Raw genomic sequence first — 25500 nt, 5'->3', positions numbered from 1 at the left:
TTTACCAGCGTGGAATATCAGTCTTCACATCAGCATTTTGCGCCCGTTGCCGTAACAGGTGATCCATTAAAACGATCGCCAGCATCGCTTCCGCGATCGGCACCGCGCGGATCCCAACACAAGGATCGTGACGGCCTTTGGTGATCATCTCAACTTCTTCGCCAAAGCGGTTAATGGTGCGTCCAGGCACAGTAATGCTGGAGGTTGGTTTCAGCGCCATATGGGCGATAATTTGCTGCCCGCTGCTGATGCCACCAAGAATGCCGCCCGCATGGTTGCTCTGGAAACCGTCTTTGGTGATTTCGTCGCGGTTCTGGCTGCCGCGCAGCGCCACCACGTCAAAGCCGTCGCCAATTTCCACGCCTTTCACCGCGTTGATGCTCATCAGCGCGTGGGCGATGTCGGCATCCAGGCGATCAAAGACCGGCTCGCCAAGTCCGGCAGGGACGCCACTGGCCACCACGGTGACTTTCGCGCCAATAGAGTCGCCCTCTTTTTTCAGCGCGCGCATCAGTTCATCTAAGGCTTCGATTTTGTCCGGATCCGGGCAGAAGAATGGATTTTGCTCGACCTGAGACCAGTCTTTGATTTCCAGCGGAATGTCGCCCATTTGGGTCAGGCAGCCGCGAATTTCAATACCAAATTTCTCAGCGAGATATTTTTTGGCAATCGCCCCTGCTGCAACGCGCATGGCGGTTTCGCGAGCGGAAGAACGACCGCCGCCGCGATAATCGCGCAGGCCATATTTTTGTTCGTAGGTGTAATCGGCATGGCCTGGACGGAAAACGTCTTTAATTGCGCTGTAATCCTGAGAACGCTGGTCAGTGTTTTCGATCAACAAACCAATGCTGGTGCCGGTAGTAACGCCTTCAAAAACACCGGAGAGAATTTTGACCTGATCCGGCTCACGACGCTGGGTGGTATAGCGCGATGTCCCAGGGCGACGACGGTCGAGATCGTGTTGCAGGTCCGCTTCCGTCAGCGGAATACCTGGCGGAACACCATCGACGATGCAGCCGAGCGCCAGCCCGTGCGATTCGCCGAAGGTGGTTACGCGAAAGAGTTGTCCAATTGTGTTTCCAGCCATCACGGCTCCGTTATTGTTGTGTTTGCGTGTTTACTTAATCTTTATAAATCGCGAAATGTTCTCGTGCAGCAATAAGCTGCTCTTTGGTGAGCATAAACACACCATCACCGCCGTTATCAAACTCCAGCCAGGTGAACGGAACATCCGGATATTGTTCCATAAGATGTACCATGCTGTTGCCGACTTCACAAATCAGCACACCATCATCAGCAAGGTAATCTGCCGCATTACCGAGAATACGACGCGTCAGTTTCAGGCCGTCAGTACCAGATGCCAGACCCAGTTCCGGCTCGTGACGGTATTCATTTGGCAGGTCGGACATATCTTCCGCATCAACGTACGGCGGGTTAGTGACGATCAGGTCGTACTGCACTTTCGGCAAGTCCCGGAACAGATCGGAACGAATCGGAATGACGTTGTGGATCAGACCATGTTCTTCGATGTTCTGTTCAGCAACCGCCAGCGCGTCAGGAGAGATGTCTACCGCGTCGACTTCTGCTTCCGGAAAGGCATAAGCGCAGGCAATCGCAATACAGCCGCTTCCGGTGCACATATCTAAAATGTGTTGCGGTTGCTTGCTGATGAGTCCGGCAAATTTATTGTTGATAAGTTCACCAATCGGCGAGCGCGGCACCAGCACACGTTCATCGACGTAAAATTCATGACCGCAGAACCAGGCTTTGTTGGTCAGGTAGGCCACCGGAATGCGTTCGTTGACGCGGCGGATCACGCGCTCAACAATACGGTGTTTTTCGCTGGAAGTCAGACGCGCGGTGCGCATATCTTCCGGAATATCCAGCGGCAGGTAGAGCGATGGCAGCACCAGTTGTACTGCTTCATCCCACGGGTTATCGGTGCCGTGGCCGTACCAGATATTTGCCGCGCTGAAGCGGCTCACCGACCAGCGCAACATGTCCTGAATGGTTTGCAGCTCATTTACTGCTTCATCAACGAAAATTTTATCCACGTATTCCTCCAGGGCATGGTCGCATTAATTTCGGCGGCTAGTTTGCCATGAAGATGACGATAAATCAGCATTCACGCGCGGTGAGTGAGGAAAAATACGTTTAAAACGATCGATTAGACGACGAGTCGGGTAAACTGTAGGAAAATTAGAAATGAGAGATGTAAATGAAAAAGAAATCATCACTTAGCGAGGAGGACCAGGCGCTGTTCCGCCAGTTGATGGCGGGAACTCGCCAGATAAAGCAGGACACCATCGTCCATCGGCCGCTGCGTAAAAAAATTAGCGAAGTACCGGTCAAGCGGTTAATTCAGGAACAGGCCGATGCCAGCCATTATTTCTCCGATGAGTTTCAACCGTTATTGAATACCGAAGGTCCGGTGAAATATGTCCGTCCGGATGTCAGCCACTTTGAAGCGAAGAAACTGCGCCGCGGCGATTATTCGCCGGAATTGTTTTTGGATTTACACGGTTTGACGCAATTGCAAGCTAAGCAGGAACTTGGGGCTCTGATTGCCGCCTGCCGTCGTGAACATGTGTTTTGCGCCTGCGTGATGCATGGTCATGGTAAGCATATTTTGAAGCAGCAAACGCCGCTGTGGCTGGCGCAACATCCCCATGTGATGGCGTTTCACCAGGCACCGAAAGAGTACGGCGGTGATGCAGCTTTATTAGTGTTGATTGAAGTGGAAGAGTGGTTGCCGCCTGAGTTGCCCTGACATCATTATCAACATGCACTTTCACCGACCAGCTAACTGGTCGGTGAAATAATGTTACAACATATTCAATACATACTGAAAGCGACACGTGGAGTCTATTGCCTGCCTGTTACTGGTATCAACACGCACTAACATATCGTGCAGTTGCCGGTCGGTTATCGGGTGCCGCGTTGGCGCGACTGTTACTCTGGCGTCATCGCACCCTTCAGCCGTAAACGTGATTTGCTGACTGACAAAGCGGCAATACGCACCGCGCTCATCTATTTTACTGCCATCACAAAGCTGACCATCTTTCATCAGATAGGTAGATAAGTTTTTTTCAATGACTGAACCTGTCGATTGCAGATTCAAAAGTTGACTGTGTTCAACCCGGCCGTCACTCCAGGAGATATCATAGTTTGTTAATGGCTCACCCGGACACGTTGTTGTATAGCTTGTCGGCCCCCTATAGTATTCCACCTTATGTGAAAGAACTAAATTTACAGAACTGTTAGCCGTAAAACCCACCAACCACGGACACGTCTCTGCCGAGCCATCAACTTCTATGGTTAGGTTTAAATATGAGCAACTCCAGTCAACATTTGGATCAATGTTGAGAACCCCTGGGCACTTATAGGCATCAGTATAAGTACCCGAACGGGCCGTGATTTTGGGTGCGGGCACGTTTCCGGGTCCGGTCCATGACCTATTCGGGATAGCCTCAAAAGCAACACCCGCAGGTCTATCCTGATAATACTCCCCATGATAAACCCCATTGGTCGTCAACAAATCAAGATAGAAGTATAACTTTGCGGTAGCCGTAACAGTTCCGTAATAGATTATCACGTTATTGTAGGTTGTCCCCAGTTTCGCCAGGGCTCCCTGGCTAAAGCACAGCGCCAGCATGACGTAAAACAGAAATCGTAATTTTTTCATATTATATATACTCGAAGGTCGCCGTCAGGTTGGCGGTAAAATCGCCCATCGTCACTTCCCGACCGCTTTTCGCCTGTAACCAGGCCCTGAAATTAATGTCATTACTGCCATCGCTAAGCGTGAATTTCGCCCCGGTTGGGTCGTTAATCGCCACCCGTACACCGTCCGTCGTTTCCATCCCAATCCCGACGCCCTGTGCGGTTGATGTGGTATCCAGCGCCAGGAAACCAGGCTGTTCACTGTCTTCCGTACCGGTAAGAGTCACCTGGACCTGATAACTCGCAGGCCCCTTACAATCTTTCAGCTTAAACACCACCGGAACGTGCGCAGACTCCCCCGCAGCCATAAGATCCCGACGACTGATAGTCGGAAAATGGACTTCGGCCAGATTTCCGCTCTCAACCACCAGCGTACAAGAGCGGCTAATTAAATTGCCGTAAAAATGCAGGTTGTTGTCCACGGCCAGGGCATGCGTGCTGCCGATCAACAGCAGGCCCGCTAACAGCCCATAGCCGAGCGAATAAATACGTTCTGTCTTCATTGATAATCCACCCGCAATGTTGCATAGGCTGAAAACGTGGTATCACTCAGCACCGCATCGGCTGACTTCACTGGCACGGCTTCCAGCTTCGGCTTTTGGGTAAAATCGGTGGCGTTAATAGTAAGCGGAGTATTCAGCTTAAAAGGCTGACCATCGTGCTGAAGTTCAATACCAAAGCCGGGAACGTCTGTTTCGATAGCCGAGTCATTGTAGGCGGTCTGCGTACCCGTCCAGGTGAGTGTCATATTCCACTCGGGATCGCGCGTGTCAGAGTCACAGCTCAGGCCATATACCACTTCCTTGCGGCCATAGTCTCCGTTGATACTGTCGATGATGAGATCGCGAAATTCCACTTCGAGGGTCTTTCCATCGCTGATAGCACAGGCAGGCGGTGCCACCAGCGTACCGTGGAAGGTGATGTCATCGTCAGCCGCCAGCGCAACGCCACCGCAGGTGCAGAGTAAAAGTAACAAGCGTTTTTTCATTGGTAATCCACCACCATCGTCATACTGGCGTTAAATTCCGCTGGCGTAAGCTGCACTCCGCTCTGTTTTACCGGCACCGCTGTGAGGTTGGGCAACTGGTTAACATTAAAATCAGACCAGTTACCTTCACCCACTCTGAACAGAGAGTTATCGGCACCATTTTCAATGCGAATGCCCAGGCCGGGTATTTCGGTCGCAATAACAGTTTCCCCGTTAATCACGGTAGTGGTGCCTTTAAGCTGCATCCGCAGATCATCAACACCTGAAGCCCTGCTACTACAGTTCAGGGTATAAAGCGGCTGCGTGGTGCGGTAATTCGTGCCATTGATTTTGCTAATGTAGACTTCGCCAAATTGCACATTGCTCCCCTTAACGGAACAGGGCGGTGGCCCATCCACCAGAACGCGCAACGTCAATAACACCGGTTTACTTTCCGCTGCCACGGCAAGATTCCCCATCAGCCAGCCGCTCAGGAGAAAAATGCCCGTTCCCACCAGAAACGTGTATTTCATAAGACTCTCCCGGCATCAGCCTTTGCGGCTTTGCTCTGCATCCACCTGGCAATTATTGCCAGTGCATTTAAAGTTCAGCGACATTCGCGCGCCGTAGTCGTTGACGTAAGTCAGCACCGGCACAGTGTCCATCTTCACATTCAACGGTGCGGACGATTTCGGCGGCATGACCAGCGGCGTAAACCCAGCCGCCGGATTACCATTTTTCTGTGTGCTGGCATTGCTGATAATCACGTAATAGGGCGTGGGGTTATTGACGGTGAACGCCTGACCATTGCGGGTTAACGTCACCTTGTGCTGCCACGGGTCTCTCATGTTAATTTTTGCCAGTGCCTTGGGTCGCCAGAACAATTTGATACGCGTTTGCAGGGCAATTTGCAGCGTATTAGGTTTGTTCGATTTTGGCGGGATTTCACGCACGTTAAAGTAGAACATGCTCTCACGATCGGCCGGTAACTTGTTGATATCCGGCATTCCCTGGACTTTTACCTGACCATTCATCATCGCATCAATACGCTGTACCGGCGGCAGTACCGTAAGTGGCGAACTGATTTTGTTACCCTTTTCGTCCTCCATCCAGCTTTGTGCCAGGTAGGGCTGCTTCGGGTCGTTATTGCGCAACGTGACGCTAATAGATTTGTCGCCTTCATTGAAGACCAGGCGTGTACGGTCGGGCGTCACCGATGCGTGGGTGGTAAAACTGGCGGCCGCCACCAGCAGCGCCAACGCAGGGGCAGCGCGTGTTGCAGAGCGAGTCAATGTATACATGGATCAATCCTTAATCACGTTATTGGTTTGCTGAAATAGCCATGGGTTCCGCGCCAGGTGTGACCTGCTGCGTTTGTTCCTGAATCATCGGTTTAATCTCTGCCGGAGCCGCAGGCATCACAGCGCCTTGTTGCTTGCACGGCAGTAACAGGCCATTGAACAGGTCGGTAGGTAGCGGGTCTGGCAGTGAGATCTCACAGTGGGGTTCGCCATTCCATGAGACACGCATGTGTTCGCCCGCTTTTACTCCAGCCAGATAGACGTTGCCGTCATCATCAACCAGGCCGACCTGCTGGTCATGTTCGTTTCTCACTTCCGCACCAAATGGCGGGTAACTGCCATCACTCATGCGCAGGACAGCCATCGCCTTTTGCCCACTGATGACCGCAAATTGACGGTAGCCAATGGCGCCTTCGGTAAGCGTCGCCTGCACCACTGACTGCGTGGCTTCGGCGTTTTCCGGCAGTCTGGTCAGGTCAATCGTGGCCTGGTTACGGTAGTAGTTATTGACGTCGGCAACGACGGCTTTGCCAAACATATTGGTGTACACCGCTGCACCATTTCCTTCGACCGGTACGTCCGCGACACCGTCAGCGTCTATCAGCAGTCGCGTACCGCCCATATTTTGAGTACGGTGCAACGCGCCACCGTGAGCCGTGAGCGTAGCGCCGCCCTGTAGCGACAACCCGGCAGAGGTGTACTGTCCTTCATGGTAGTTGGCATTGAGATCCACATGGGCCATTGAACCGTCACGGCTGTAATAACCATCCACGCTGGAGTGGTTTTCACTGTTGCCCACGTTTATCTGATAATGACTGGCGTCATCGATACGGCTGAAATACCCCACCTGGCTACTGTCTGGACCGCTACCGTAGTTACCGTTGTAACTCACAACGCTGCTATCGCTCCACGGCATACTTAAGGAGATGTAGACGCCTTTGTCAGCACTGTCGTCATACTCGTAGCGATAACCGGTCAGAGAAATACTCATGTTACGAATGCCGCCCATATTGAAATAGTGGGAGAGCATGACGTTGTAGTTGGTCTGTTCATCACGATCCCAGTAGGTGTGACGCGTATAGTTCAGGTAAACAGAAACACCGGCATCCCTGAAGTTCTGGTTATAAGTGGCGGTGTACATCTCTTTATCATTGCCTGAGCGAACCATTGCGCTGTCATTCGCGTCCAGATACTCGCTCATGGTCATATAGTTCTCTTCCGAGAAGCGGTATCCGGCGAAGGTGACGCGGCTGTTGAGTTCATCAAAGTCTTTGGAGTAACTGACTCTGAAAGAGTTACCGTCGAGCGTGCTTTTTCCGTAAGCGGTCGAATCGTCAAGTCGGGTATGCGAGTGGGTGATATCAAAGGCCATCGCACCGAAAACGGAAAGATCGCGACCAATCCCAAGCGCGGCTGACTGGTAATTTTCATCGCCAAGCGCCCCGCCATACAGTGACCAGCCGTTTGCTATCCCCCAGGACGCTTCGCCACCGGAAAAGAACCCGCCTTGCACATGGTGCCCCCACTCCTGTGGTCGCCCCATCATAATTTTGTAGCGCACCTGGCCCGGGCGAGTCAGGAACGGCATGGAGGCAGTGCTGATGTCATACTCCTGCACCTGACCGTTCACCTCTTCAATGCGCACATGCAGCGTACCAGAGCTAAAATCGGCGAGATCCTGGATACGGAATGGCCCGGCTGGCACCTGGGTTTCATAGATTACGCGCCCGGCCTGGCTAACGGTGACTTTCGCCGCCGTATGGGCCACGCCGGAAATATCCGGGGCATAGCCGCGCAGGTTCGGCGGCAGCATTTGATCGTCAGTACTGATACTACCGCCGATGTAGTTAAAGCCATCGAAAATATCGGAATCGAGGTAATCTTCACCGAGTGCCAGTTTGGCTTTCAGGCTCGGTAACGCGCGCCAGGCATAGTAACGGCTCCAGTCCCAGTTTCTTTCGGTGCTGTCTTCCGTCTCTTCATCATTACTGCGGATATGCTGATAATCGCTTTGCCAGTCGGCTCGCAAGCGCCACGGCCCGAGGTTAACGCCAACCGTACCGTTGCCGCTGATATCGTTGCTGTCATCACCGCCATTTTCTTCGTGTCGGGTTTGGGCGTTGATGCTGTAATCGGCAATTAAACCTGAGATGCCATCATCCCAGCGCGAGGGAGGGTCCCAGTCGACATCGCTGTATTCAAGATAAGCCTGCGGCAAGCTGATAAGGAGTGCGGACTGGCTTAAATCAACACGCATTTCCAGACCGTCAAATTGGCCTGGCTTGAGGCATTTACCGTCGTGAACCCATTGCAAATTTTTCGCAATGTCTTCTTTGAAACCAAGCAGTGCCACCAGGTCTGGCGACAGGCAGGCGTAAGTCTTATTGGCATCATTTTCTGTTGCATACCAGTAAATATCATATTCACCGGGTAATGGCTGTTTATTCACCTCAACCTGTAAACTGTATTTACCCGGTTCAACATAACCCTGGCTTGAAAAGCGTTTTAGATCGATTTTCGTGTCGCCTTTTAATTCCAGAAAACGGGAATCAAACTGAATATCTTCATCAGCCCAGGCATTGATATGGCATCCAGAGATGGCCACGGCAACGCACCAGGGAAGCGCCCGTAAGCGGAAAAGGGAATGGTCAGGCATACACGTATTCATCCGTGATTATTATAATAAGTCCAAAAACTCGCCAAAATCCCCCATAGCGAGATGCTATGGGGGTGAATTACCTTAGAGATAGGTAATCTGGAAAGTGGTATTCGCTTCAAAACCACCCAGGTCAGGCGTACCCGTCGCACCGACTAACCAGGCTTTGAAGTTCAGAGTCTGTTTAGGTTTGCCTTTATTGGTTGCTGAGTCATTTACGATCGCCTGTTTAATGCCAGCACCGCTTTTATAGGAAGTACCTTGCTTATCACCAATCGCCAGGCTTACATTGTTAAACGCAGCACCTGTATCGGTATTAAAAATGGTGTAGTAATTCTCGTTTCCCGTAGAAACGTTACCGGTGAACGTCGTTTCCATGTTCGTTTGGGTATCAAATACGCAGTCCTGCAAACGAATCTGAAAATCTTTCGGCGTGGTGGTCCCGTTGTTTTTCAGTACTTCGGCACCGATGTTACCTAAATCCACTTCCAGTTTGTGATCGTCTGGAACGATAGAGCACGGGGAGTCTTCAATGGTGCCGTAGAAACGTGCAGTACCGTTGTTGCCTGCAGCAAATGCTGACGCGGAGACAACTGCGCCCATCACCATTGCGGCAGCAATGGCTGTTTTGGCAAACTTACTCATTATTTGTCCTTAAATCATTAAAATGTATAATACAAGCAACTGACATAATATTATTGTATATATTATGTCTGACGCTTTTAGTTAACCATTGAACATCATATGTCCCAAATAATCATAGAATGTAAACAGATATTCTCTGGTGTGTCGTTATGTTGGTCTTATCTTTAAAAATAATCAATGTAGTAATACTTAAAGACTTTATGTAGATTTAATTAATCAATACACAACCAGAATATCTCTCTCGATTTTCAATATAAATACATGCGCGCCATCAAAAAAAAGAAAAATTTCATAACTGATATGAATGAATTGGATATAAAAACCACTAAAAGAATTTATAATGATTTTGCATTTATTTATTGCTAAGATTCATTCTTGATTAAATTAATTAATTTATATTCAAGATACAAAACCATTATTCCACTGTGTTATTACAATATTCAATAACAAGAAAGATAATAAAATTCGTGATATGTAAAATATATTCACAATTAGGACAGAAAAAATTTGCCCGGTATACGCGTACGCAACCGGGCATATGAGCTTTTAAATTGCTTTTGCCATCTTCAGATTACACGGGCTCATCTGCCAGTTGAATTGGCCGTTTCCACTTTCATCAAGTGTTACGCTGGCAATCGCTGAAGTGGTAAACATAGGCGGCGTTTCGCCCGGACATAACTCGGCAACCAGATACCCGACTAATGGTAAGTGGGAGATAACCAGTACCGATTCGACACCTTCGTTGGTCAGTGCCTGGAGATACGCACTGACCAGACCAACATCGCCACAGGGCGTTAGCTCAGGCAGAACTTCTACGCTGGAAGGCAGGTCCATACAATCCGCCACTTCTTCCAGTGTTTGCTCGGCTCGCAGGAACGGGCTCACCAGAACACGTTCGATTTCCACTTTTTGACCTTTCAGCCAGTTCGCCATCAGGCGAGATTCGTCACAACCATTAGTGGTCAGAGGACGAACCGAATCACTGGCGGCATCGAGGGCTGCGTCGCCGTGACGCATGATAAAAACTTGCATATTGCACCGCTTTTGTTAACCAGATTCGCCCGTCGTGTTTCATCTGAAACCAGAGAAACACGACGGTGGCCGGCATTGTGCCTTATCCATTCACCGAATGAAACGCTGTTTTTTACCTCAATGGCGTAAGTATAGTCAATATGCGTTTACATTTTGACCAACACTCAGCCATTCAGCGCGGATTCATATAACTTTGACCTTCTTATTGCAGGTCAGTTGCAGTTGTTTTCCAAAAACTTTCCCCACGTTCGCTCATCTCAACTAAACGATCGCAAGGGGTAAAACGAGAACCGTACCGCGCGGTCAGACGTTGCATTATTGCAACCACTTCTGCCGCACCGAGAGCGTCGATATAGCGAAATGGGCCACCGAGAAACGGCGGAAACCCAATTCCAAATACCGCGCCGATATCCCCGTCACGCACGCTACGGATAACCTGCTCGTCCAGACAACGTACAGCTTCATTCAGCATCATCATCACACACCGTTCAGCAACCTGCGGTGCGGAGAGTCGCCCCTGCCCTTGCGCGCCAATCAGCGGATAAATAGCAGGATCGACCTGTTTTTTGCTTTTACGCCCTTTCGGCCCATAAAGATAGAAACCCCGACCATTTTTTCTGCCTTTGCGATCGTCATTCAAAATTGAAGAAACAACATTTGCAGGCGCGCTAAAACGTTCTCCATAAGCGGCTTCCAGTACAGGAATAATTTTAGTCCCGGTGTCGATTCCTACCTCATCCAAAAGTTGGATTGGTCCCACCGGAAAACCAAACTTGACCAGTGCGGCATCGATATGCTCAACCCGTTCACCTTCAGTCAACATGCGGATAGCTTCATTGATGTAAGGCGCTAAAATGCGATTGACATAAAACCCGGCTTTGTCACGCACAACAATTGGCGTTTTTCCCTGTTTTTTCGCCAGTTTTACCGTTGTAGCGATGGTTTGCGCCGATGTCCCCGCATGGGGAATGATCTCCACCAGCGGCATTTTTTCTACCGGGCTGAAGAAATGAAGACCGATAACCTGCTCCGGCCGCGAGGCGTGAGCGGCAATATCACTAATTGGTAAAGATGACGTATTCGAAGCGAAGATGGTATGAGTGGCGCAATTTCCCTCTACTTCCGCCACCATCTTTTGTTTTAATTCGAGATTTTCAAACACCGCTTCAATAATTAAGTCACGATGGGCAAAGCCGCGATAATCCGTTGTTCCCGAAATTAATGCCAGCTGTTTGTCACGTTCGCTGGCTTTGAGATGTCGGCGGCGCACTTTGCCCTCCAACTGATCCCAGCTGTACTTCAATGCATGATTTATGCCCTGCGGGTTGATATCTTTAATTCTGACCGGCAAGCCCGCTTTACAAGCAGTAACATAAGCAATACCGCCCCCCATCAAGCCACCACCTAAAATCCCTACGCTATTTAACGGCGCGGGCGGAGCATCACTGCCCGGATCTTTCTTCACTTCGGTACTGGCAAAAAAGATACTACGCAGAGCCTGCGATTGTGGTGTCATCGCCAGTTCACCAAAGGCACGGGCTTCCGCGTCATAGCCGCTGCTGGTGCCTTGCGCTAATCCGGTTTCGATGACTTCAAGAATGCGTTTTGTCGCCGGATAGTTCCCCTGAGTTTTCTGCTCTGTTTTCTTGCCGACCATTTTGAACAACAGCGCACGACCTAACGGCCCCGCCAGAATACGCTCGCGTACAGGTAGAGGGCGTGAAGATGCGCGATCCTGCTTCGCCAGCTCAACAGCGGCTTCCAGTAAAATGGATTGCGGAACGACGTCATCCACCAGCCCCAGCTTTAATGCCTGTTTCGCCCGAAGTTGTTTTCCAGTGAGGATCATCTCTAATGCTGAGCTGACACCTATCAGGCGCGGTAAACGCTGGGTGCCGCCTGAACCGGGTAACAATCCAAGTTGTACTTCAGGCAAACCGAGCACCGTTTTAGCATCATCAGTACACACGCGACCGTGGCACGCCAGCGCCAACTCCAGCCCACCGCCCAGGCAAGCGCCATGAATAGCCGCGATAACCGGAACGGGCAAAGCATGAATCTCCGCCATCAACTGTTGGCCCTGCCGCGCCAGCTCTTCCGCTTCTTGCGCCGTTTTGCAGTTGCCGATCATGTTGATGTCTGCTCCGGCGATAAAGTTGTCCGGTTTCGCTGAGATAAATACAACTCCACGTAATTCTTTGTTTTCGCGAAGTTGTTTAATAATGGTGCGCACCTGCGAGGCAAACTCCGCCTTCAGGGTATTCATTTTCTCACCGGGAACGTCGATAGTTATGACTGCAATGTTGTCCAGACGAACATTAAGAGTAAAAGCTGATGCCATTTCCATTATTCCGCCTCCAGAACCATCGCCGCACCAAGCCCACCCGCAGCACAGGCGGTCACTAAGCCAAATCCACCGCCGCGACGGCGAAGCTCATGCAATGTCTGGGTAATCATCCGCGCTCCAGTCGCTGCGAAGGGATGCCCGTACGCAATGGAACCACCAAGCACGTTAAACTTACTATCGTCCACTTCACCAGTAGCATGGGAACGCCCCAGTACGTCGCGCGCAAAACGTTCGCTGCCAAGCAACTGAATATTAGCCAGCGTCTGGGCGGCAAAGGCTTCGTGCATATCAATCAATGTCAGATCGGCCATCGTCAATCCAGCGCGTTCCAGCGCCAGCGGCGTTGACCAGGCCGGGCCGAGCAACATGTCCTGCCAGACATCAATAGCGGTAAATGCGTAGCTACGCAGATATCCCAGCGGCACCAGGCCCAATTCTTTCGCCCGTGATTCAGTCATCAGGATCACCGCCGCTGCGCCATCGGTCAGCGGCGTACTGTTTGCTGCCGTTACCGTCCCGTGTTTGCGATCAAACGCCGGACGCAGCTTTGCGTAATCAGCAAGCGTGGAATTGCCGCGAATATTGTTGTCTTCCGCGAGCGGTTGTTTATAAGGAGGAACGTAGGCGGTCATTACCTCTTCTTTGAGTTTACCTTCTGACCATGCCTGAGCAGCACGCTGATGTGAACGGTGCGCCAGCGCATCTTGCTGTTCGCGAGTAATACCGTAGGTTTTCGCCATTTGTTCAGCGGTGTCGCCCATCCGCAAGCCTGTGGAATACTCCGCCACCGCAGGCGGTACGGGCATTAAGTCACGCAAACGCAGGCGAGAAAAAAGTTTCAGTCGTTGGCTCATCGTGCGGGCTTTGTTGACATCCACCAACACGCGCGCCAGTTTTTTACTAACACCAATGGGCAATACGGAAGAGGAATCTGCCCCGCCGGCAATCCCCGCACGAATAGTTCCCGCCATCAGGCTTTCGGCGACGTTTGCAACCGCCTGAAAACTGGTAGCACAAGCGCGGCTGACGCTGTAAGCATCGGTATGGACATTCATTCCGGTGCCAAGAACAATTTCACGCGCAATGTTGGGGGCTTCAGGCATTTGTACGACCTGACCAAAAACCAGTTGTTCAATCACTTCGGCGGGGATCTCGCTGCGTGCCAGCAATTCGCCTACGACCATCCTCCCCAAATCAACAGCGGGAATGCCATGAAAAGCCGTCGCCTGACGGGCAAAAGGCGTACGTAAGCCGCTAACAATGGCGATACGATCGCCCTGGCGGGTAATCAGCGGTAAAACCTGACCCATAACACTCCCCTGTAAAAATAAATAAAGTGGTCTGACCTGATCATAGTCTTAACCATTTTTTTACATTTAGCCAAGTGGAGAAAAGGGAAAGTGGGAGCTATGACACAGAGAGAAAAGAGGAAGAGAAAATAAAAACGCCCCAGCCATGAACTGACAGGGGCGTATATACCCGAGAGGAATTAACGCAGACCCAGCTGGAAGATCAACATTTCAGCTTCGCAGGCAAAAGTGAAATCGATATCCAGGCGCACACCGTCAGACTCTTCAGTGAAAGTCGGGGTGATTTTGCAAGGTTCGGATTCCACGCTACGGGCTTTTTCAGTCAGCGCCGCCAGCGTTTGTTCTGCTTCTGCGCGGTTTGCAAACACGCGGCTGTAAGACGCGGTGCAGTCGGAGTTGTCCATAATGGTGCCAACATCCATACAGCAGCAAACCGGGGTTTCATCAGCACTACATTTACTCATCGTTGATTTCCTCTGTATGTGCACCCAAGGTGCCAGATAAACGTTGTGGATATTTTACGCTTCCGGAAAGTGCTGCTCCAGTTGTTAATTCTGCAAAATCGGATAAGTGACCGAAATCACACTTAAAAATGATCTAAAACAAAATTCACCCGAATCCATGAGTGCGCCACCTCCAAATTTTGCCAGCTGGATCGCGTTTCTTAGATCATATTTGAAAAAAAATAGAAACATACTTGCAACATTCCATCTGGTCCGACCTATACTCTCGCCACTGGTCTGATTTCTAAGATGTACCTCAGACCCTACACTTCGCGCTCCTGTTACAGTACGTAACATAGTTTGTATAAAAATAAATCATTGAGGTTATGGTCATGAGCCAGAAAACCCTGTTTACAAAGTCTGCTATCGCAGTCGCAGTGGCACTTATCTCCACCCAGGCCTGGTCGGCAGGCTTTCAGTTAAACGAATTTTCTTCCTCTGGCCTGGGCCGGGCTTATTCAGGGGAAGGCGCAATTGCCGATGATGCAGGTAACGTTAGCCGTAACCCCGCATTGATTACCATGTTTGACCGCCCGACATTTTCTGCGGGTGCGGTTTATATTGATCCGGACGTAAATATCAGCGGAACGTCTCCGTCTGGTCGTAGCCTGAAAGCCGATAACATCGCGCCTACGGCATGGGTTCCGAACATGCACTTTGTTGCACCGATTAACGACCAATTTGGTTGGGGGGCTTCTATTACCTCTAACTATGGTCTGGCGACAGAGTTTAACGATACTTATGCAGGCGGTTCTGTCGGTGGTACCACCGACCTCGAAACCATGAACCTGAACTTAAGCGGTGCATATCGCTTAAATAATGCATGGAGCTTTGGTCTTGGTTTCAACGCCGTCTACGCTCGCGCGAAAATTGAACGTTTCGCAGGCGATCTGGGGCAACTGGTGGCTGGTCAGATTAGGCAATCTCCTGCTTGGCAGACTCCTCAGGGGCAAGCATTAGCAGCTACCGCCAACGGCATCGACAGTAATACCAAAATCGCTCACCTGAACGGTAACCAGTGGGGCTTTGGCTGGAACGCCGGGATCCTGTACGAACTGGATAAAAACAACCGCTACGCATTGACCTACCGCTCTGAAGTGAAAATTGACTTCAAGGGTAACTACAGCAGCGATCTTAACCCGGCTTTTAATAACTACGGTTTGCCAATTCCTACCGCGACAGGTGGCGCAACGCAGTCGGGTTATCTGACGCTGAACCTGCCTGAAATGTGGGAAGTGTCGGGTTATAACCGTGTTGATCCGCAGTGGGCAATTCACTATAGCCTGGCTTACACCAGCTGGAGTCAGTTCCAGCAACTGAAAGCGACCTCAACGAGTGGCGACACGCTGTTCCAGAAACATGAAGGCTTTAAAGATGCTTACCGCATCGCGTTGGGTACCACTTATTACTACGATGATAACTGGACCTTCCGCACCGGTATCGCCTTCGATGACAGCCCAGTTCCGGCACAGAATCGTTCTATCTCCATTCCGGACCAGGACCGTTTCTGGCTGAGTGCAGGTACGACTTACGCATTTAATAAAGATGCTTCAGTCGACGTTGGTGTTTCTTATATGCACGGCCAGAGCGTGAAAATTAACGAAGGGCCATATCAGTTCGAGTCTGAAGGTAAAGCCTGGCTGTTCGGTACGAACTTTAACTACGCGTTCTGATAACGCGTTAGCTTAGTTAAAGTCACCTGCTATGCAGGTGACTTTAACTCCCTCTCTTCACCGAAAGTAGTTTCCTCATTGCTTGCCTCCTGAGATAAGACAATTTTGCAAACAGCCTGATGGCAGCTTGCCCTTGCAAATCTGTAAGCGTTATCCACAGACAGACCTGAAGGGAAAGACATATTATCAGGCGTTCTGCTCGTCCTTCTCAATGAGTTTACTTTTCTGAATTTCCAGGATACTCAAACCACCCTGGCTATTATGCGCTCATACACTCAAATTAAAGATAGGTTCTAAATAAATGAGCGTTTTTTGATAGTCTATTTTATCAGGTAATATATATTTGCAACAAATCAATCAACGTGGAATAAAATCATGCTACCATCTGTTTCAATCAACAATACCTGCCCTACTTACACAGAATCCACCAATGAAAATAACAATAATGAAGTTAATGGATTAGTACAAGAGTTCAAAAACCTTTTTAATGGCAAGGAAGGAATAAGTACCTGTATTAAACATCTACTTGAGCTTATAAAAAATGCCATACGAGGAACCGGTGAACTTGATAGAATAATTATCAATAATTCCTCAGTTACTTATATTGATATTGGCTCCAATGATACAGACTATATTACTATTGGTATCGACAACCAAGAACCAATAAAATTATCTGCGAACTATAAAGACAAAGAACTCGTCCGTACTATCATTAATGACAACATAGTTGAGAAGACTCATGATGATATAAATAATGCTGAATATACTGATGATGGTATTATTGGTATTAATAATCAAGAACCAACAAAATCACCTGCAAACGATGAAAACAAAAAAGTCGGTCAAACCATCATCAGTGAAAATGTAGTAGAGAATACTCATGATATCCATAACAAGGAAATGATCTTCAGCGCAATAAAAGAAATATATGATGGAAATCCTGGTTTTATCTTCGATAAAATATCGCACAAACTCAGACATACGGTAACGAAATTTGATGAGAGCGGGAAAAGCGAACCAACGGACTTATTTACCTGGTACGGTAAAGATAAAAAAGGCGACTCTCTCGCTATTGTAATTAAAAATAAAAACGGAAATGATTACTTATCTCTCGGTTACTACGATCAGGACGACTACCACATTCAAAGAGGAATTCGTATTAATGGTGATAGTCTCACCCAATATTGTAGTGAAAACGCCAGGAATGCTTCAGCGTGGTTTGAAAGCAGTAAAGCTATCATGGCAGAGTCATTTGCAACAGGTTCCGATCATCAGGTTGTAAACGAGCTCAACGGGGAAAGACTGAGAGAACCTAACGAAGTTTTTAAACGTTTAGGTCGAGCAATAAGATACAATTTTCAAGTGGACGATGCAAAATTTAGACGCGATAATGTAAAAGAAATAATTTCTACTTTATTCGCTAACGAAGTTGACGTTGACAATTCTCAAAATGAATATAAACAGTTTAAGAAAATCGAAGATAAAGTTGAAAAAAGACTTCAAAATCGCCAGATGAAATATCAAAGTGAAATTAAACAACTCTCTGCGTTGGGTGTTAATTTTGATGATAATTAAAATTATTTGTCCAGTTTTTTGATTTTTCAACGTCTGAATATCGGAAACAGTCAGTGACGAACATCAGTATTTTTACATAATTTCGTCCGGGTCATTGTCGGTTTGTCTCCTTTTACTTGTGGTAATTGAGGGATAACAACAAAAAAGGTGAGTTTTGCGACTCACCTTTTTTATTTGTTTCTTATTCAGAATCGATATCTTTTAACTCATCCTGAATCGCTTGCGCGTTCGGGTTTTCCTGCGGTTTGAGTTCGCCGCCATTGGCGATGAAATCATGACGCTGGAAGTACGCTTCGCGCACCATAATGTATGGGTCGGACGACTGACGCAGCAGGCCGTCGGAATCCAGCAGTTGCGCACGGGTTTCGATACCTTCAAGCGTCCATTTACCCACGGACATCGGCCAGGTCAGCCAGGAAAGTACCGGGTAAAGACCATCCGCCATATCACCGCCGTCATCACGCAGCGTGAAGCTTCCGTAGAACGGTAATTGTACGTACGGCCCATACCCCACGCCATAATGACCAAGCGTACTACCGAAGCGGTGAGGTTCAGTCCGTTGCAGTTTCGGGTTCGCCATCCCCGCAACATCAATAAAGCCGCCCATCCCCAAAATAGTGTTCAGGAAAAAGCGGGTAAAGTGGACCATCCCCTGATAAGGGTCGCCCTGCAAGAAGTAGTTAACCATCACCGCAGGTTCTTCAAGGTTGCCGGTAAAGTTGCTCAAACCGTTACGCGCCGGTTGCGGAACATAATCACGCCAGGCGACTGCGACCGGTCGAACAATATACGGGTCTAATACATTGAAGTTGAAGTTGTACATGGTGCGGTTGAACCCTTCTAATGGGTCAGAACGCCCTTGCTGATCTGTACCGGAACTCGCACACCCCACCAGAAGCGTAGTTCCAAGAGCAAGCGCCGACAGGCGAAGCTTCATAAATGTCTCCCTGTTTTTTTTATGGCTTATGCAGTTTGCCATCCATGACGGAACGATACCGTATCCGCCTGTTTAGGTGTGGGCGATTGTAACAGCACGTCAACTGATGTCCAGACGCCCTGATTTGCTGATTTGATCATAGCCTGGTAATCGACGCCCTGTAGGCTACTTGATTCTATAGAAACAGAAAAAGGCAAACACAGCCTTTTCTACATTTTCAGAGTAACTCCCGCCAGTTGCGAGCAAAAAAGCCGCTACGCTTTAGCTATACGTGCTAATTCAAGAGAAGAGACCATGGACAACGACAAAATTGATCAACACAGCGACGAAATTGAAGTTGAGAGCGAAGAAAAAGAACGCGGCAAAAAAATAGAAATAGATGAAGACCGACTCCCCTCCCGGGCGATGGCAATTCATGAACATATCCGCCAGGATGGTGAAAAAGAGCTGGAACGCGACGCAATGGCGCTACTGTGGTCAGCCATTGCGGCGGGTCTGTCGATGGGCGCTTCACTACTGGCAAAAGGGATATTTCATGTCGAACTGGAAGGCGTGCCGGGCAGTTTCTTGCTGGAGAATCTCGGTTATACCTTTGGCTTTATTATCGTCATTATGGCCCGCCAACAATTATTTACCGAAAACACCGTGACTGCAGTACTACCCGTCATGCAAAAACCGACAATGAGTAACGTCGGCTTACTTATGCGGTTATGGGGCGTCGTGCTGCTGGGTAATATTCTCGGGACAGGTATTGCGGCGTGGGCATTTGAATATATGCCTATCTTTAATGAAGAAACTCGCGATGCATTTGTAAAAATCGGCATGGATGTGATGAAGAACACCCCCAGTGAGATGTTTGCCAACGCGATCATTTCCGGCTGGCTGATCGCCACTATGGTATGGATGTTTCCTGCAGCGGGTGCGGCAAAGATTGTAGTGATTATATTAATGACCTGGCTTATCGCCCTCGGAGACACCACCCACATCGTTGTCGGTTCTGTAGAAATCCTCTATCTGGTATTTAACGGCACGCTGCACTGGAGCGATTTCATCTGGCCCTTCGCGCTGCCTACTCTGGCAGGAAACATCTGCGGCGGCACCTTTATCTTCGCGTTAATGAGTCATGCACAGATCCGTAACGACATGAGCAACAAGCGCAAAGCAGAAGCACGACAAAAAGCAGAACGTGCGGAAAACATTAAGAAAAATGATAAAAACCCGGCATAAATGGCGAGGGTTTAAGCAATCGAGCGGCAGTGTACTTACCCCGCTGAGCATTAGCGGGTATACTCATGCCGCATTGTCCTCTTAGTTAAATGGATATAACGAGCCCCTCCTAAGGGCTAATTGCAGGTTCGATTCCTGCAGGGGACACCATTTATCCTTCCAACGAAATCTACCTTCCCCGCGTAAAAGTTGGGTTTGGCAGCACACTTGCCCTAAATCTACTCATTTTCCCTGCAACAGGTTGAAATCTCAGCACTGTGCGGCGATGACTAAACAGCCCCGGGCCTGGCAATGTAATCATCACACAGAATCCTGATCGCGAAATCTGGCTTGACTCGATACTTCACTCCGCAATGCATTCCTTGATGGATTAGCAGGCCCGTGATACACGGGACAGGTCGCTGAATTACGACAATTTCCTGGAAATCAGCGAACCGCGTATCCTGAGAACATTTGAGCGACTGTTCCAGAACATGAATGAGGCGTTTGGATTAGGCGATTATTAGCCGCGCTAAGCATTTTGGTATTATTATTTTCCGGTTGAGGGATATAGAGCTATCGACAACAACCGGAAAGAGTTTACGTCTATATTGCAGAAGGTACAGGCGTTTCCATCACCATTTGCTCACGCTTTTTACTCAGGAAGAAAATGCCAAATAACAACATCAGGCAGACAATACCCGAAATTACGAAGAAAACCGTCTGGTAACCTGCATGGTCAAAAAGTATTCCAGTCGGCGTTGAAAGCAACACAATCCCCAACGAACTGGCAATTTGAAAACCAATCAGAAAGATCGTCGACGACAGGCGCTTATCAAAGTTTGCCACGCTGTATTTGAAGACGGAAATGACACACAGTGGAACCTCAATGGCATGTAACAGCTTCACTAATGAAATAATCCAGGGATTAACGAACAGTGCGCAGGAAAGAATACGCAACGCCATAATCACAACACCGATAAGTAATGCATTTTTTGGCCCTACCCGGTTAACAAAGAAAGGAATAATGGCCATGCACAGCGCTTCGAGTACAACCTGGAATGAGTTGAGATAACCATACAGGCGCGTTCCTACATCGTGTGATTCGAATAAACCTGCATAAAAAACAGGAAAGAGCTGTTGATCAAAAATGTTATAGAAAGACCACGTCCCCACAATAAATATGACGAAAATCCAGAAGTTTCGATCCTTGAAAACTGCAATAAAATCCTCTTTTTTTACCCCTCCCGCATCTGCCGCTACGCACTGCTGATCCTGATATTTAAAACGCATGTTGATCATCATAAATACAGCGCCAAATAGCGAAACCAACCAGAAGTTGATATGGGGACTGATACTGAAAAATATGCCAGCAAAGAACGCGCCAATCGCATAGCCAAAAGATCCCCAGGCGCGCGCTGTTCCATATTCGAAATGAAAATTTCGTGCCATTTTTTCGGTGAAGCTATCAAGCAGACCGCAGCCCGCCAGATACCCCAAGCCAAAAAAGAGCGCCCCCAAAATTAGACCTACAGAAAAATTGCTTTGCAGTAACGGTTCATAAACGTAAATCATAAACGGTCCGGTCAAGACCAGGATGAAACTCATACACCAGATAAGCGGTTTCTTCAGACCGAGTTTATCCTGGACGATGCCGTAGACCATCATAAATAGAATACTGGTAAACTGGTTGACCGAATAAAGTGTACCTAATTCCGTCCCAGTCAACCCTAGATGTCCTTTCAGCCAAATAGCGTATAACGACCACCACAGCGACCAGGAAATAAAAAAGAGAAATGAGTAACTGGATGCAAAACGATAGTACACATTTCTGAATGGTATATTCAGTGCCATAATTACCTGCCTGTCGTTAAAATATTCACGTCCTATTCAGAGACAAGAACGGCCTCGCCGTTTATTTCTCACTATTCCAGATCTTGTCGACATGGCAGCGCTGTCATTGCCCCTTTCGCCGTTACTGCAAGCGCTCCGCAACGTTGAGCGAGATCGATAATTCGTCGCATTTCTCTCTCATCGGTCTCTAATCCTGTAGAGGAAAGACCTGTGAGTAACCCGGCAACGAACGCATCTCCCGCCCCCGTGCTATCGACACAATTCACAGACATTCCAGCAAAATGGTGAACTTGTCCTCGATAACAGACCACCACCCCTTCTGCACCTTTAGTCACCAACAGCATGGCGATCTCATACTCTTTTGCCAGAGCACATATATCCCGATCGTTCTGTGTTTTTCCGCTGATAAGTCGCCATTCTTCTTCCGAGAGCTTGACGACATCCGCCAGTTGTAGCGCCTGTCGCAAACACAAGCGGAGCAAATGCTCGTCTTGCCACAGATCTTCACGAATATTGGGATCGAAGCTGACAAAACCTCCGGCATGCCGGATCGCCGTCATCGCAGTAAATGCGCTGGTACGCGAAGGTTCAGCAGACAACGCAATAGAACAGAGATGTAACCATTCGCCATGTCGCCAGAAGGGCAAGTCAGTCGTCTCTAAAAAAAGATCGGCACTAGGGCGGACCATAAACGTAAATGAACGTTCCCCCTGATCGTTCAGATCGACAAGCACCGTGGATGTTCGGTGCCATTCATCCTGCTTCAGATACGTGATATCGACTCCCTCCGTTAGCAGCGTTCTTTGCATTAACGCGCCAAAAGGATCATCACCCACCCGGCCTATAAACCCACTTATTCCGCCTAATCTGGCGATTCCCACCGCAACGTTAGCTGGCGCGCCGCCAGGACAAGGCAGTAGGCGCCCGTCTGATTCAGGCAAGAGATCGACAACCGCATCCCCTAAAACCCATACTTTGGCTGACATTTTTTTCCCTCAAATTCATCTGACTTACGCATAGTGATAAACCTCTTTTTCGCAAAATCGTCATGGATTTACTAAAACATGCACATTCGATCACAAAACGTCATAGTTAACGTTAACATTTGTGATATTAATCACATTTATAAAGATAAGGGGCTTTATTTTTATAAAAGTTAACGTTAACAATTCACCAAATTTGCTTAACCAGGATGATTAAAATGACGCAATCTCGATTGCATGCGGCGCAAAACGCACTAGCAAAACTTCACGAGCGCCGGGGGAATACTTTTTATCCCCATTTTCACCTCGCGCCTCCAGCCGGGTGGATGAACGATCCAAACGGCCTGATCTGGTTTAACGATCGTTATCACGCGTTTTATCAGCATCACCCGATGAGCGAACACTGGGGGCCAATGCACTGGGGACATGCCACCAGCGACGATATGATCCACTGGCAGCACGAGCCTATTGCGCTAGCGCCAGGAGACGAGAATGACAAAGACGGGTGTTTTTCAGGTAGTGCTGTTGATGACAATGGTGTCCTCTCACTTATCTACACCGGCCACGTCTGGCTCGATGGTGCAGGTAATGACGATGCAATTCGTGAAGTACAATGTCTGGCTACCAGCCGGGATGGTATTCATTTCGAGAAACAAGGTGTGATCCTCACTCCACCAGAAGGAATCATGCACTTCCGCGATCCTAAAGTGTGGCGTGAAGCCGACACCTGGTGGATGGTAGTCGGGGCGAAAGACCCAGGCAACACGGGACAGATCCTGCTTTATCGCGGCAGTTCATTGCGTGAATGGACTTTCGATCGCGTACTGGCCCACGCTGATGCGGGTGAAAGCTATATGTGGGAATGTCCGGACTTTTTCAGCCTTGGCGATCAACATTATCTGATGTTTTCCCCGCAGGGAATGAATGCCGAGGGATACAATTATCGAAATCGCTTTCAAAGTGGTGTAATACCCGGAATATGGTCGCCAGGACGACTTTTTGCACAATCCGGGCATTTTACTGAACTTGATAATGGGCATGACTTTTATGCACCACAAAGCTTTTTAGCGAAGGATGGTCGGCGTATTGTTATCGGCTGGATGGATATGTGGGAATCGCCAATGCCCTCAAAACGTGAAGGCTGGGCAGGCTGCATGACGCTGGCGCGCGAGCTATCAGAGAGCAATGGCAAACTCCTACAAAGCCCGGTACACGAAGCTGAGTCGTTACGCCAGCAGCATCAATCAATCTCTCCCCACACAATCAGCAACAAATATGTTTTGCAGGAAAACGCGCAAGCGGTTGAGATTCAGTTGCACTGGGCTCTGAAGAACAGCGATGCCGAACATTACGGATTACAGCTCGGCACGGGAATGCGGCTGTATATTGATAACCAATCTGAGCGACTTGTTTTGTGGCGGTATTACCCACACGAGAATTTAGATGGTTACCGTAGTATTCCCCTCCCGCAGCGTGACACGCTCGCCCTAAGGATATTTATCGATACATCATCCGTGGAAGTATTTATTAACGACGGGGAAGCAGTGATGAGTAGCCGAATCTATCCGCAGCCAGAAGAACGGGAACTGTCGCTCTATGCCGCCCACGGAGTGGCCGTGCTGCAACATGGAGCACTCTGGCAACTGGGGTAACATAATATCAGGTGGAACAACGGATCAACAGCGGGCAAGGGATCTGCGTTACCCTTCCCCCTTCACGACCTTCAATAATATGCAATGCAGCTTCCCGCCCGATAATGTCATGTGGAAGCTGAATTGTGGTCAGCGGCGGTAAAAACAGATGCCCGACGCCAACCAGATTATCAAAGCCCATTACGGCGACATCCTGCGGGATACGTACCCCCTTCGCCAGAAGAACCTGATAAGCCACAAAGGCTGCGCGATCGTTACCACAAATCAGAACATCAAAATCTGGTTTTCCAGACTGGAAGTGGGCATTGAGTATACTTGCGAGATCGGTGTAGTGATCATCACCTATGGCCATGTGAAATTGTTTCACCTCAGCCAGATCTCGTCCAGCATCACGCCAGGCCTGCTCAAATCCCTGCCGACGATACCCTGTTGCCAACGCACCTTCCGGTAGCCAGAAGCATAACGGTTGACGATAGCCCGCCGCGAGCAAATGCTGTGTTGCTTCATATTGGGCAGTGTAATCATCAGGGATATAACTGGGTAACGCTGGGTCATCCGCCACACAGTTCGCCAATACAATATTTTCACCATGCAGAGACTCAGGCAGCGTGATATGCCTCAGTCCCATTGTAGTATAGATAATGCCATCCGGACGGAGGGCAAGCAGCTGACGTGCCGCGCGGGCAGCGTCATCTTCAGAAAAAATATTGATTAAAAAACTATTCCAGCCAAACTCGCTGGCGGTTTGTTCAATGGCAAGCAGAATATCAACAGAGAAAGGAGTGGTAGCAGTATCCTGCGCCAGCACGGCGAGAGTCGACGGCTTACGTCCCTGAGCGCGCATCTTACGAGCGGAAAGATCAGGAACATAATTCAGGGTTTGGATTGCCTGCAATACGCGGTCACGCGTTGCAGGACGCACAGATTCTGCATTATGCATCACCCGGGAGACAGTCATCATCGACACTCCCGCCAGGCGTGCGACATCCTTTAATGAAGCCATACCCAAGCCGTTTGCCGTAAAACGGGCACTGTAGCAGAAACAGACGTCACTGGCGAGATCCAGCGATATTCTCAACGTCCTATCACCCGACACGACAATACAGTAAAAAATAACAAGAATTCCCAGACAATTG

Annotated in this window: 22 protein-coding genes and 1 tRNA gene; 6 read left to right on the top strand and 17 right to left on the bottom strand. The window is 49.0% G+C overall.

Annotation, left to right across the window (positions count from 1 at the left end):
* Position 1 precedes the first annotated feature (1 nt).
* Both aroC and prmB read right to left on the bottom strand, forming a co-directional pair.
* Positions 2 to 1087, bottom strand: coding sequence for a chorismate synthase (aroC, locus tag FQZ95_RS18175; protein WP_001353064.1), 1086 nt, complete (start codon positions 1085 to 1087; stop codon positions 2 to 4).
* A 34-nt stretch (positions 1088 to 1121) separates the two neighbouring features.
* Positions 1122 to 2054: a 50S ribosomal protein L3 N(5)-glutamine methyltransferase gene (gene prmB, locus FQZ95_RS18170; RefSeq protein ID WP_001298774.1), complete on the bottom strand. Its 933-nt coding sequence runs from the start codon at positions 2052 to 2054 to the stop codon at positions 1122 to 1124.
* Positions 2055 to 2218: 164 nt separating this feature from the next.
* Between prmB and smrB the strand changes: the two genes are divergently transcribed.
* Positions 2219 to 2770 (top strand): endonuclease SmrB, encoded by a 552-nt coding sequence (smrB, locus tag FQZ95_RS18165; RefSeq protein ID WP_000730533.1) that lies wholly within the window; start codon positions 2219 to 2221, stop codon positions 2768 to 2770.
* A gap of 54 nt (positions 2771 to 2824) precedes the next feature.
* Here smrB and FQZ95_RS18160 read toward each other — a convergent pair whose 3' ends face one another.
* From FQZ95_RS18160 to FQZ95_RS18110, 11 genes are all read right to left on the bottom strand, one after another.
* Positions 2825 to 3685, bottom strand: a complete 861-nt coding sequence (locus tag FQZ95_RS18160; protein ID WP_032184718.1) for a StfH/YfcO family fimbrial adhesin — start codon at positions 3683 to 3685, stop codon at positions 2825 to 2827.
* A 1-nt stretch (position 3686) separates the two neighbouring features.
* Complete coding sequence (locus tag FQZ95_RS18155; RefSeq protein WP_032184720.1) at positions 3687 to 4226, bottom strand: fimbrial protein; 540 nt, start codon at positions 4224 to 4226, stop codon at positions 3687 to 3689.
* Positions 4223 to 4711, bottom strand: a complete 489-nt coding sequence (locus FQZ95_RS18150) for a fimbrial protein (RefSeq protein WP_032184722.1) — start codon at positions 4709 to 4711, stop codon at positions 4223 to 4225. The genes FQZ95_RS18155 and FQZ95_RS18150 overlap by 4 nt, the downstream gene beginning before the upstream one ends.
* Positions 4708 to 5223 (bottom strand): fimbrial protein, encoded by a 516-nt coding sequence (locus FQZ95_RS18145; protein WP_000877915.1) that lies wholly within the window; start codon positions 5221 to 5223, stop codon positions 4708 to 4710. Before FQZ95_RS18145 ends, FQZ95_RS18150 begins: the two co-directional genes overlap by 4 nt.
* Positions 5224 to 5238: 15 nt before the next feature.
* Positions 5239 to 5991 carry a fimbria/pilus periplasmic chaperone gene (locus FQZ95_RS18140; protein ID WP_032184723.1) on the bottom strand — a complete coding sequence of 251 codons (753 nt, stop codon included), beginning with the start codon at positions 5989 to 5991 and terminating at the stop codon, positions 5239 to 5241.
* Between the two features lie 19 nt (positions 5992 to 6010).
* A complete protein-coding gene (locus tag FQZ95_RS18135; RefSeq protein ID WP_032184724.1) occupies positions 6011 to 8647 on the bottom strand; it encodes a fimbrial biogenesis outer membrane usher protein in 2637 nt (878 codons plus the stop codon).
* 84 nt (positions 8648 to 8731) lie between these two features.
* The gene (locus FQZ95_RS18130; RefSeq protein ID WP_032184725.1) at positions 8732 to 9292 is read right to left on the bottom strand and encodes a fimbrial protein; all 561 of its coding nucleotides are present in this window, start codon (positions 9290 to 9292) and stop codon (positions 8732 to 8734) included.
* Between the two features lie 546 nt (positions 9293 to 9838).
* Positions 9839 to 10324 (bottom strand): phosphohistidine phosphatase SixA, encoded by a 486-nt coding sequence (gene sixA, locus FQZ95_RS18125; protein ID WP_001195813.1) that lies wholly within the window; start codon positions 10322 to 10324, stop codon positions 9839 to 9841.
* Positions 10325 to 10526: 202 nt separating this feature from the next.
* Complete coding sequence (fadJ, locus tag FQZ95_RS18120) at positions 10527 to 12671, bottom strand: fatty acid oxidation complex subunit alpha FadJ (protein ID WP_032184726.1); 2145 nt, start codon at positions 12669 to 12671, stop codon at positions 10527 to 10529.
* Positions 12671 to 13981 carry an acetyl-CoA C-acyltransferase FadI gene (gene fadI / locus FQZ95_RS18115; RefSeq protein WP_032184727.1) on the bottom strand — a complete coding sequence of 437 codons (1311 nt, stop codon included), beginning with the start codon at positions 13979 to 13981 and terminating at the stop codon, positions 12671 to 12673. Before fadI ends, fadJ begins: the two co-directional genes overlap by 1 nt.
* Positions 13982 to 14160: 179 nt before the next feature.
* Positions 14161 to 14445 (bottom strand): YfcZ/YiiS family protein, encoded by a 285-nt coding sequence (locus FQZ95_RS18110; RefSeq protein ID WP_001296261.1) that lies wholly within the window; start codon positions 14443 to 14445, stop codon positions 14161 to 14163.
* Positions 14446 to 14816: 371 nt separating this feature from the next.
* Between FQZ95_RS18110 and fadL the strand changes: the two genes are divergently transcribed.
* Complete coding sequence (fadL, locus tag FQZ95_RS18105; protein WP_032184728.1) at positions 14817 to 16157, top strand: long-chain fatty acid transporter FadL; 1341 nt, start codon at positions 14817 to 14819, stop codon at positions 16155 to 16157.
* A 375-nt stretch (positions 16158 to 16532) separates the two neighbouring features.
* Positions 16533 to 17732: a hypothetical protein gene (locus tag FQZ95_RS18100; RefSeq protein ID WP_160530489.1), complete on the top strand. Its 1200-nt coding sequence runs from the start codon at positions 16533 to 16535 to the stop codon at positions 17730 to 17732.
* 181 nt (positions 17733 to 17913) lie between these two features.
* On the opposite strand, the gene mlaA is transcribed toward FQZ95_RS18100, so the two are convergent.
* Positions 17914 to 18669, bottom strand: a complete 756-nt coding sequence (gene mlaA / locus FQZ95_RS18095; protein WP_000776770.1) for a phospholipid-binding lipoprotein MlaA — start codon at positions 18667 to 18669, stop codon at positions 17914 to 17916.
* 294 nt (positions 18670 to 18963) lie between these two features.
* On the opposite strand from mlaA, the gene FQZ95_RS18090 reads away from it, so the two are divergent.
* Positions 18964 to 19896 (top strand): formate/nitrite transporter family protein, encoded by a 933-nt coding sequence (locus FQZ95_RS18090; RefSeq protein ID WP_000368131.1) that lies wholly within the window; start codon positions 18964 to 18966, stop codon positions 19894 to 19896.
* Positions 19897 to 19971: 75 nt separating this feature from the next.
* A tRNA-Arg gene (locus FQZ95_RS18085) sits at positions 19972 to 20046 on the top strand.
* A gap of 435 nt (positions 20047 to 20481) precedes the next feature.
* Here the strand turns inward: FQZ95_RS18085 and FQZ95_RS18080 are convergent.
* On the bottom strand, positions 20482 to 21729 hold the full coding sequence (locus FQZ95_RS18080; protein ID WP_001197033.1) for an oligosaccharide MFS transporter: 1248 nt from the start codon (positions 21727 to 21729) through the stop codon (positions 20482 to 20484).
* A gap of 71 nt (positions 21730 to 21800) precedes the next feature.
* Complete coding sequence (locus FQZ95_RS18075; protein WP_001274880.1) at positions 21801 to 22715, bottom strand: aminoimidazole riboside kinase; 915 nt, start codon at positions 22713 to 22715, stop codon at positions 21801 to 21803.
* Positions 22716 to 22930: 215 nt separating this feature from the next.
* On the opposite strand from FQZ95_RS18075, the gene cscA reads away from it, so the two are divergent.
* Positions 22931 to 24364 (top strand): sucrose-6-phosphate hydrolase, encoded by a 1434-nt coding sequence (cscA, locus tag FQZ95_RS18070; RefSeq protein WP_160530488.1) that lies wholly within the window; start codon positions 22931 to 22933, stop codon positions 24362 to 24364.
* Positions 24365 to 24371: 7 nt separating this feature from the next.
* Here the strand turns inward: cscA and FQZ95_RS18065 are convergent, their stop codons facing one another.
* The gene (locus FQZ95_RS18065; RefSeq protein ID WP_032184766.1) at positions 24372 to 25367 is read right to left on the bottom strand and encodes a LacI family DNA-binding transcriptional regulator; all 996 of its coding nucleotides are present in this window, start codon (positions 25365 to 25367) and stop codon (positions 24372 to 24374) included.
* Positions 25368 to 25500: the final 133 nt, after the last annotated feature.

Source organism: Escherichia sp. HH41S, assembly GCF_009820115.1.
Taxonomy (GTDB): domain Bacteria; phylum Pseudomonadota; class Gammaproteobacteria; order Enterobacterales; family Enterobacteriaceae; genus Escherichia; species Escherichia coli_F.
This window is presented reverse-complemented; position numbering and strand designations above follow the sequence as displayed.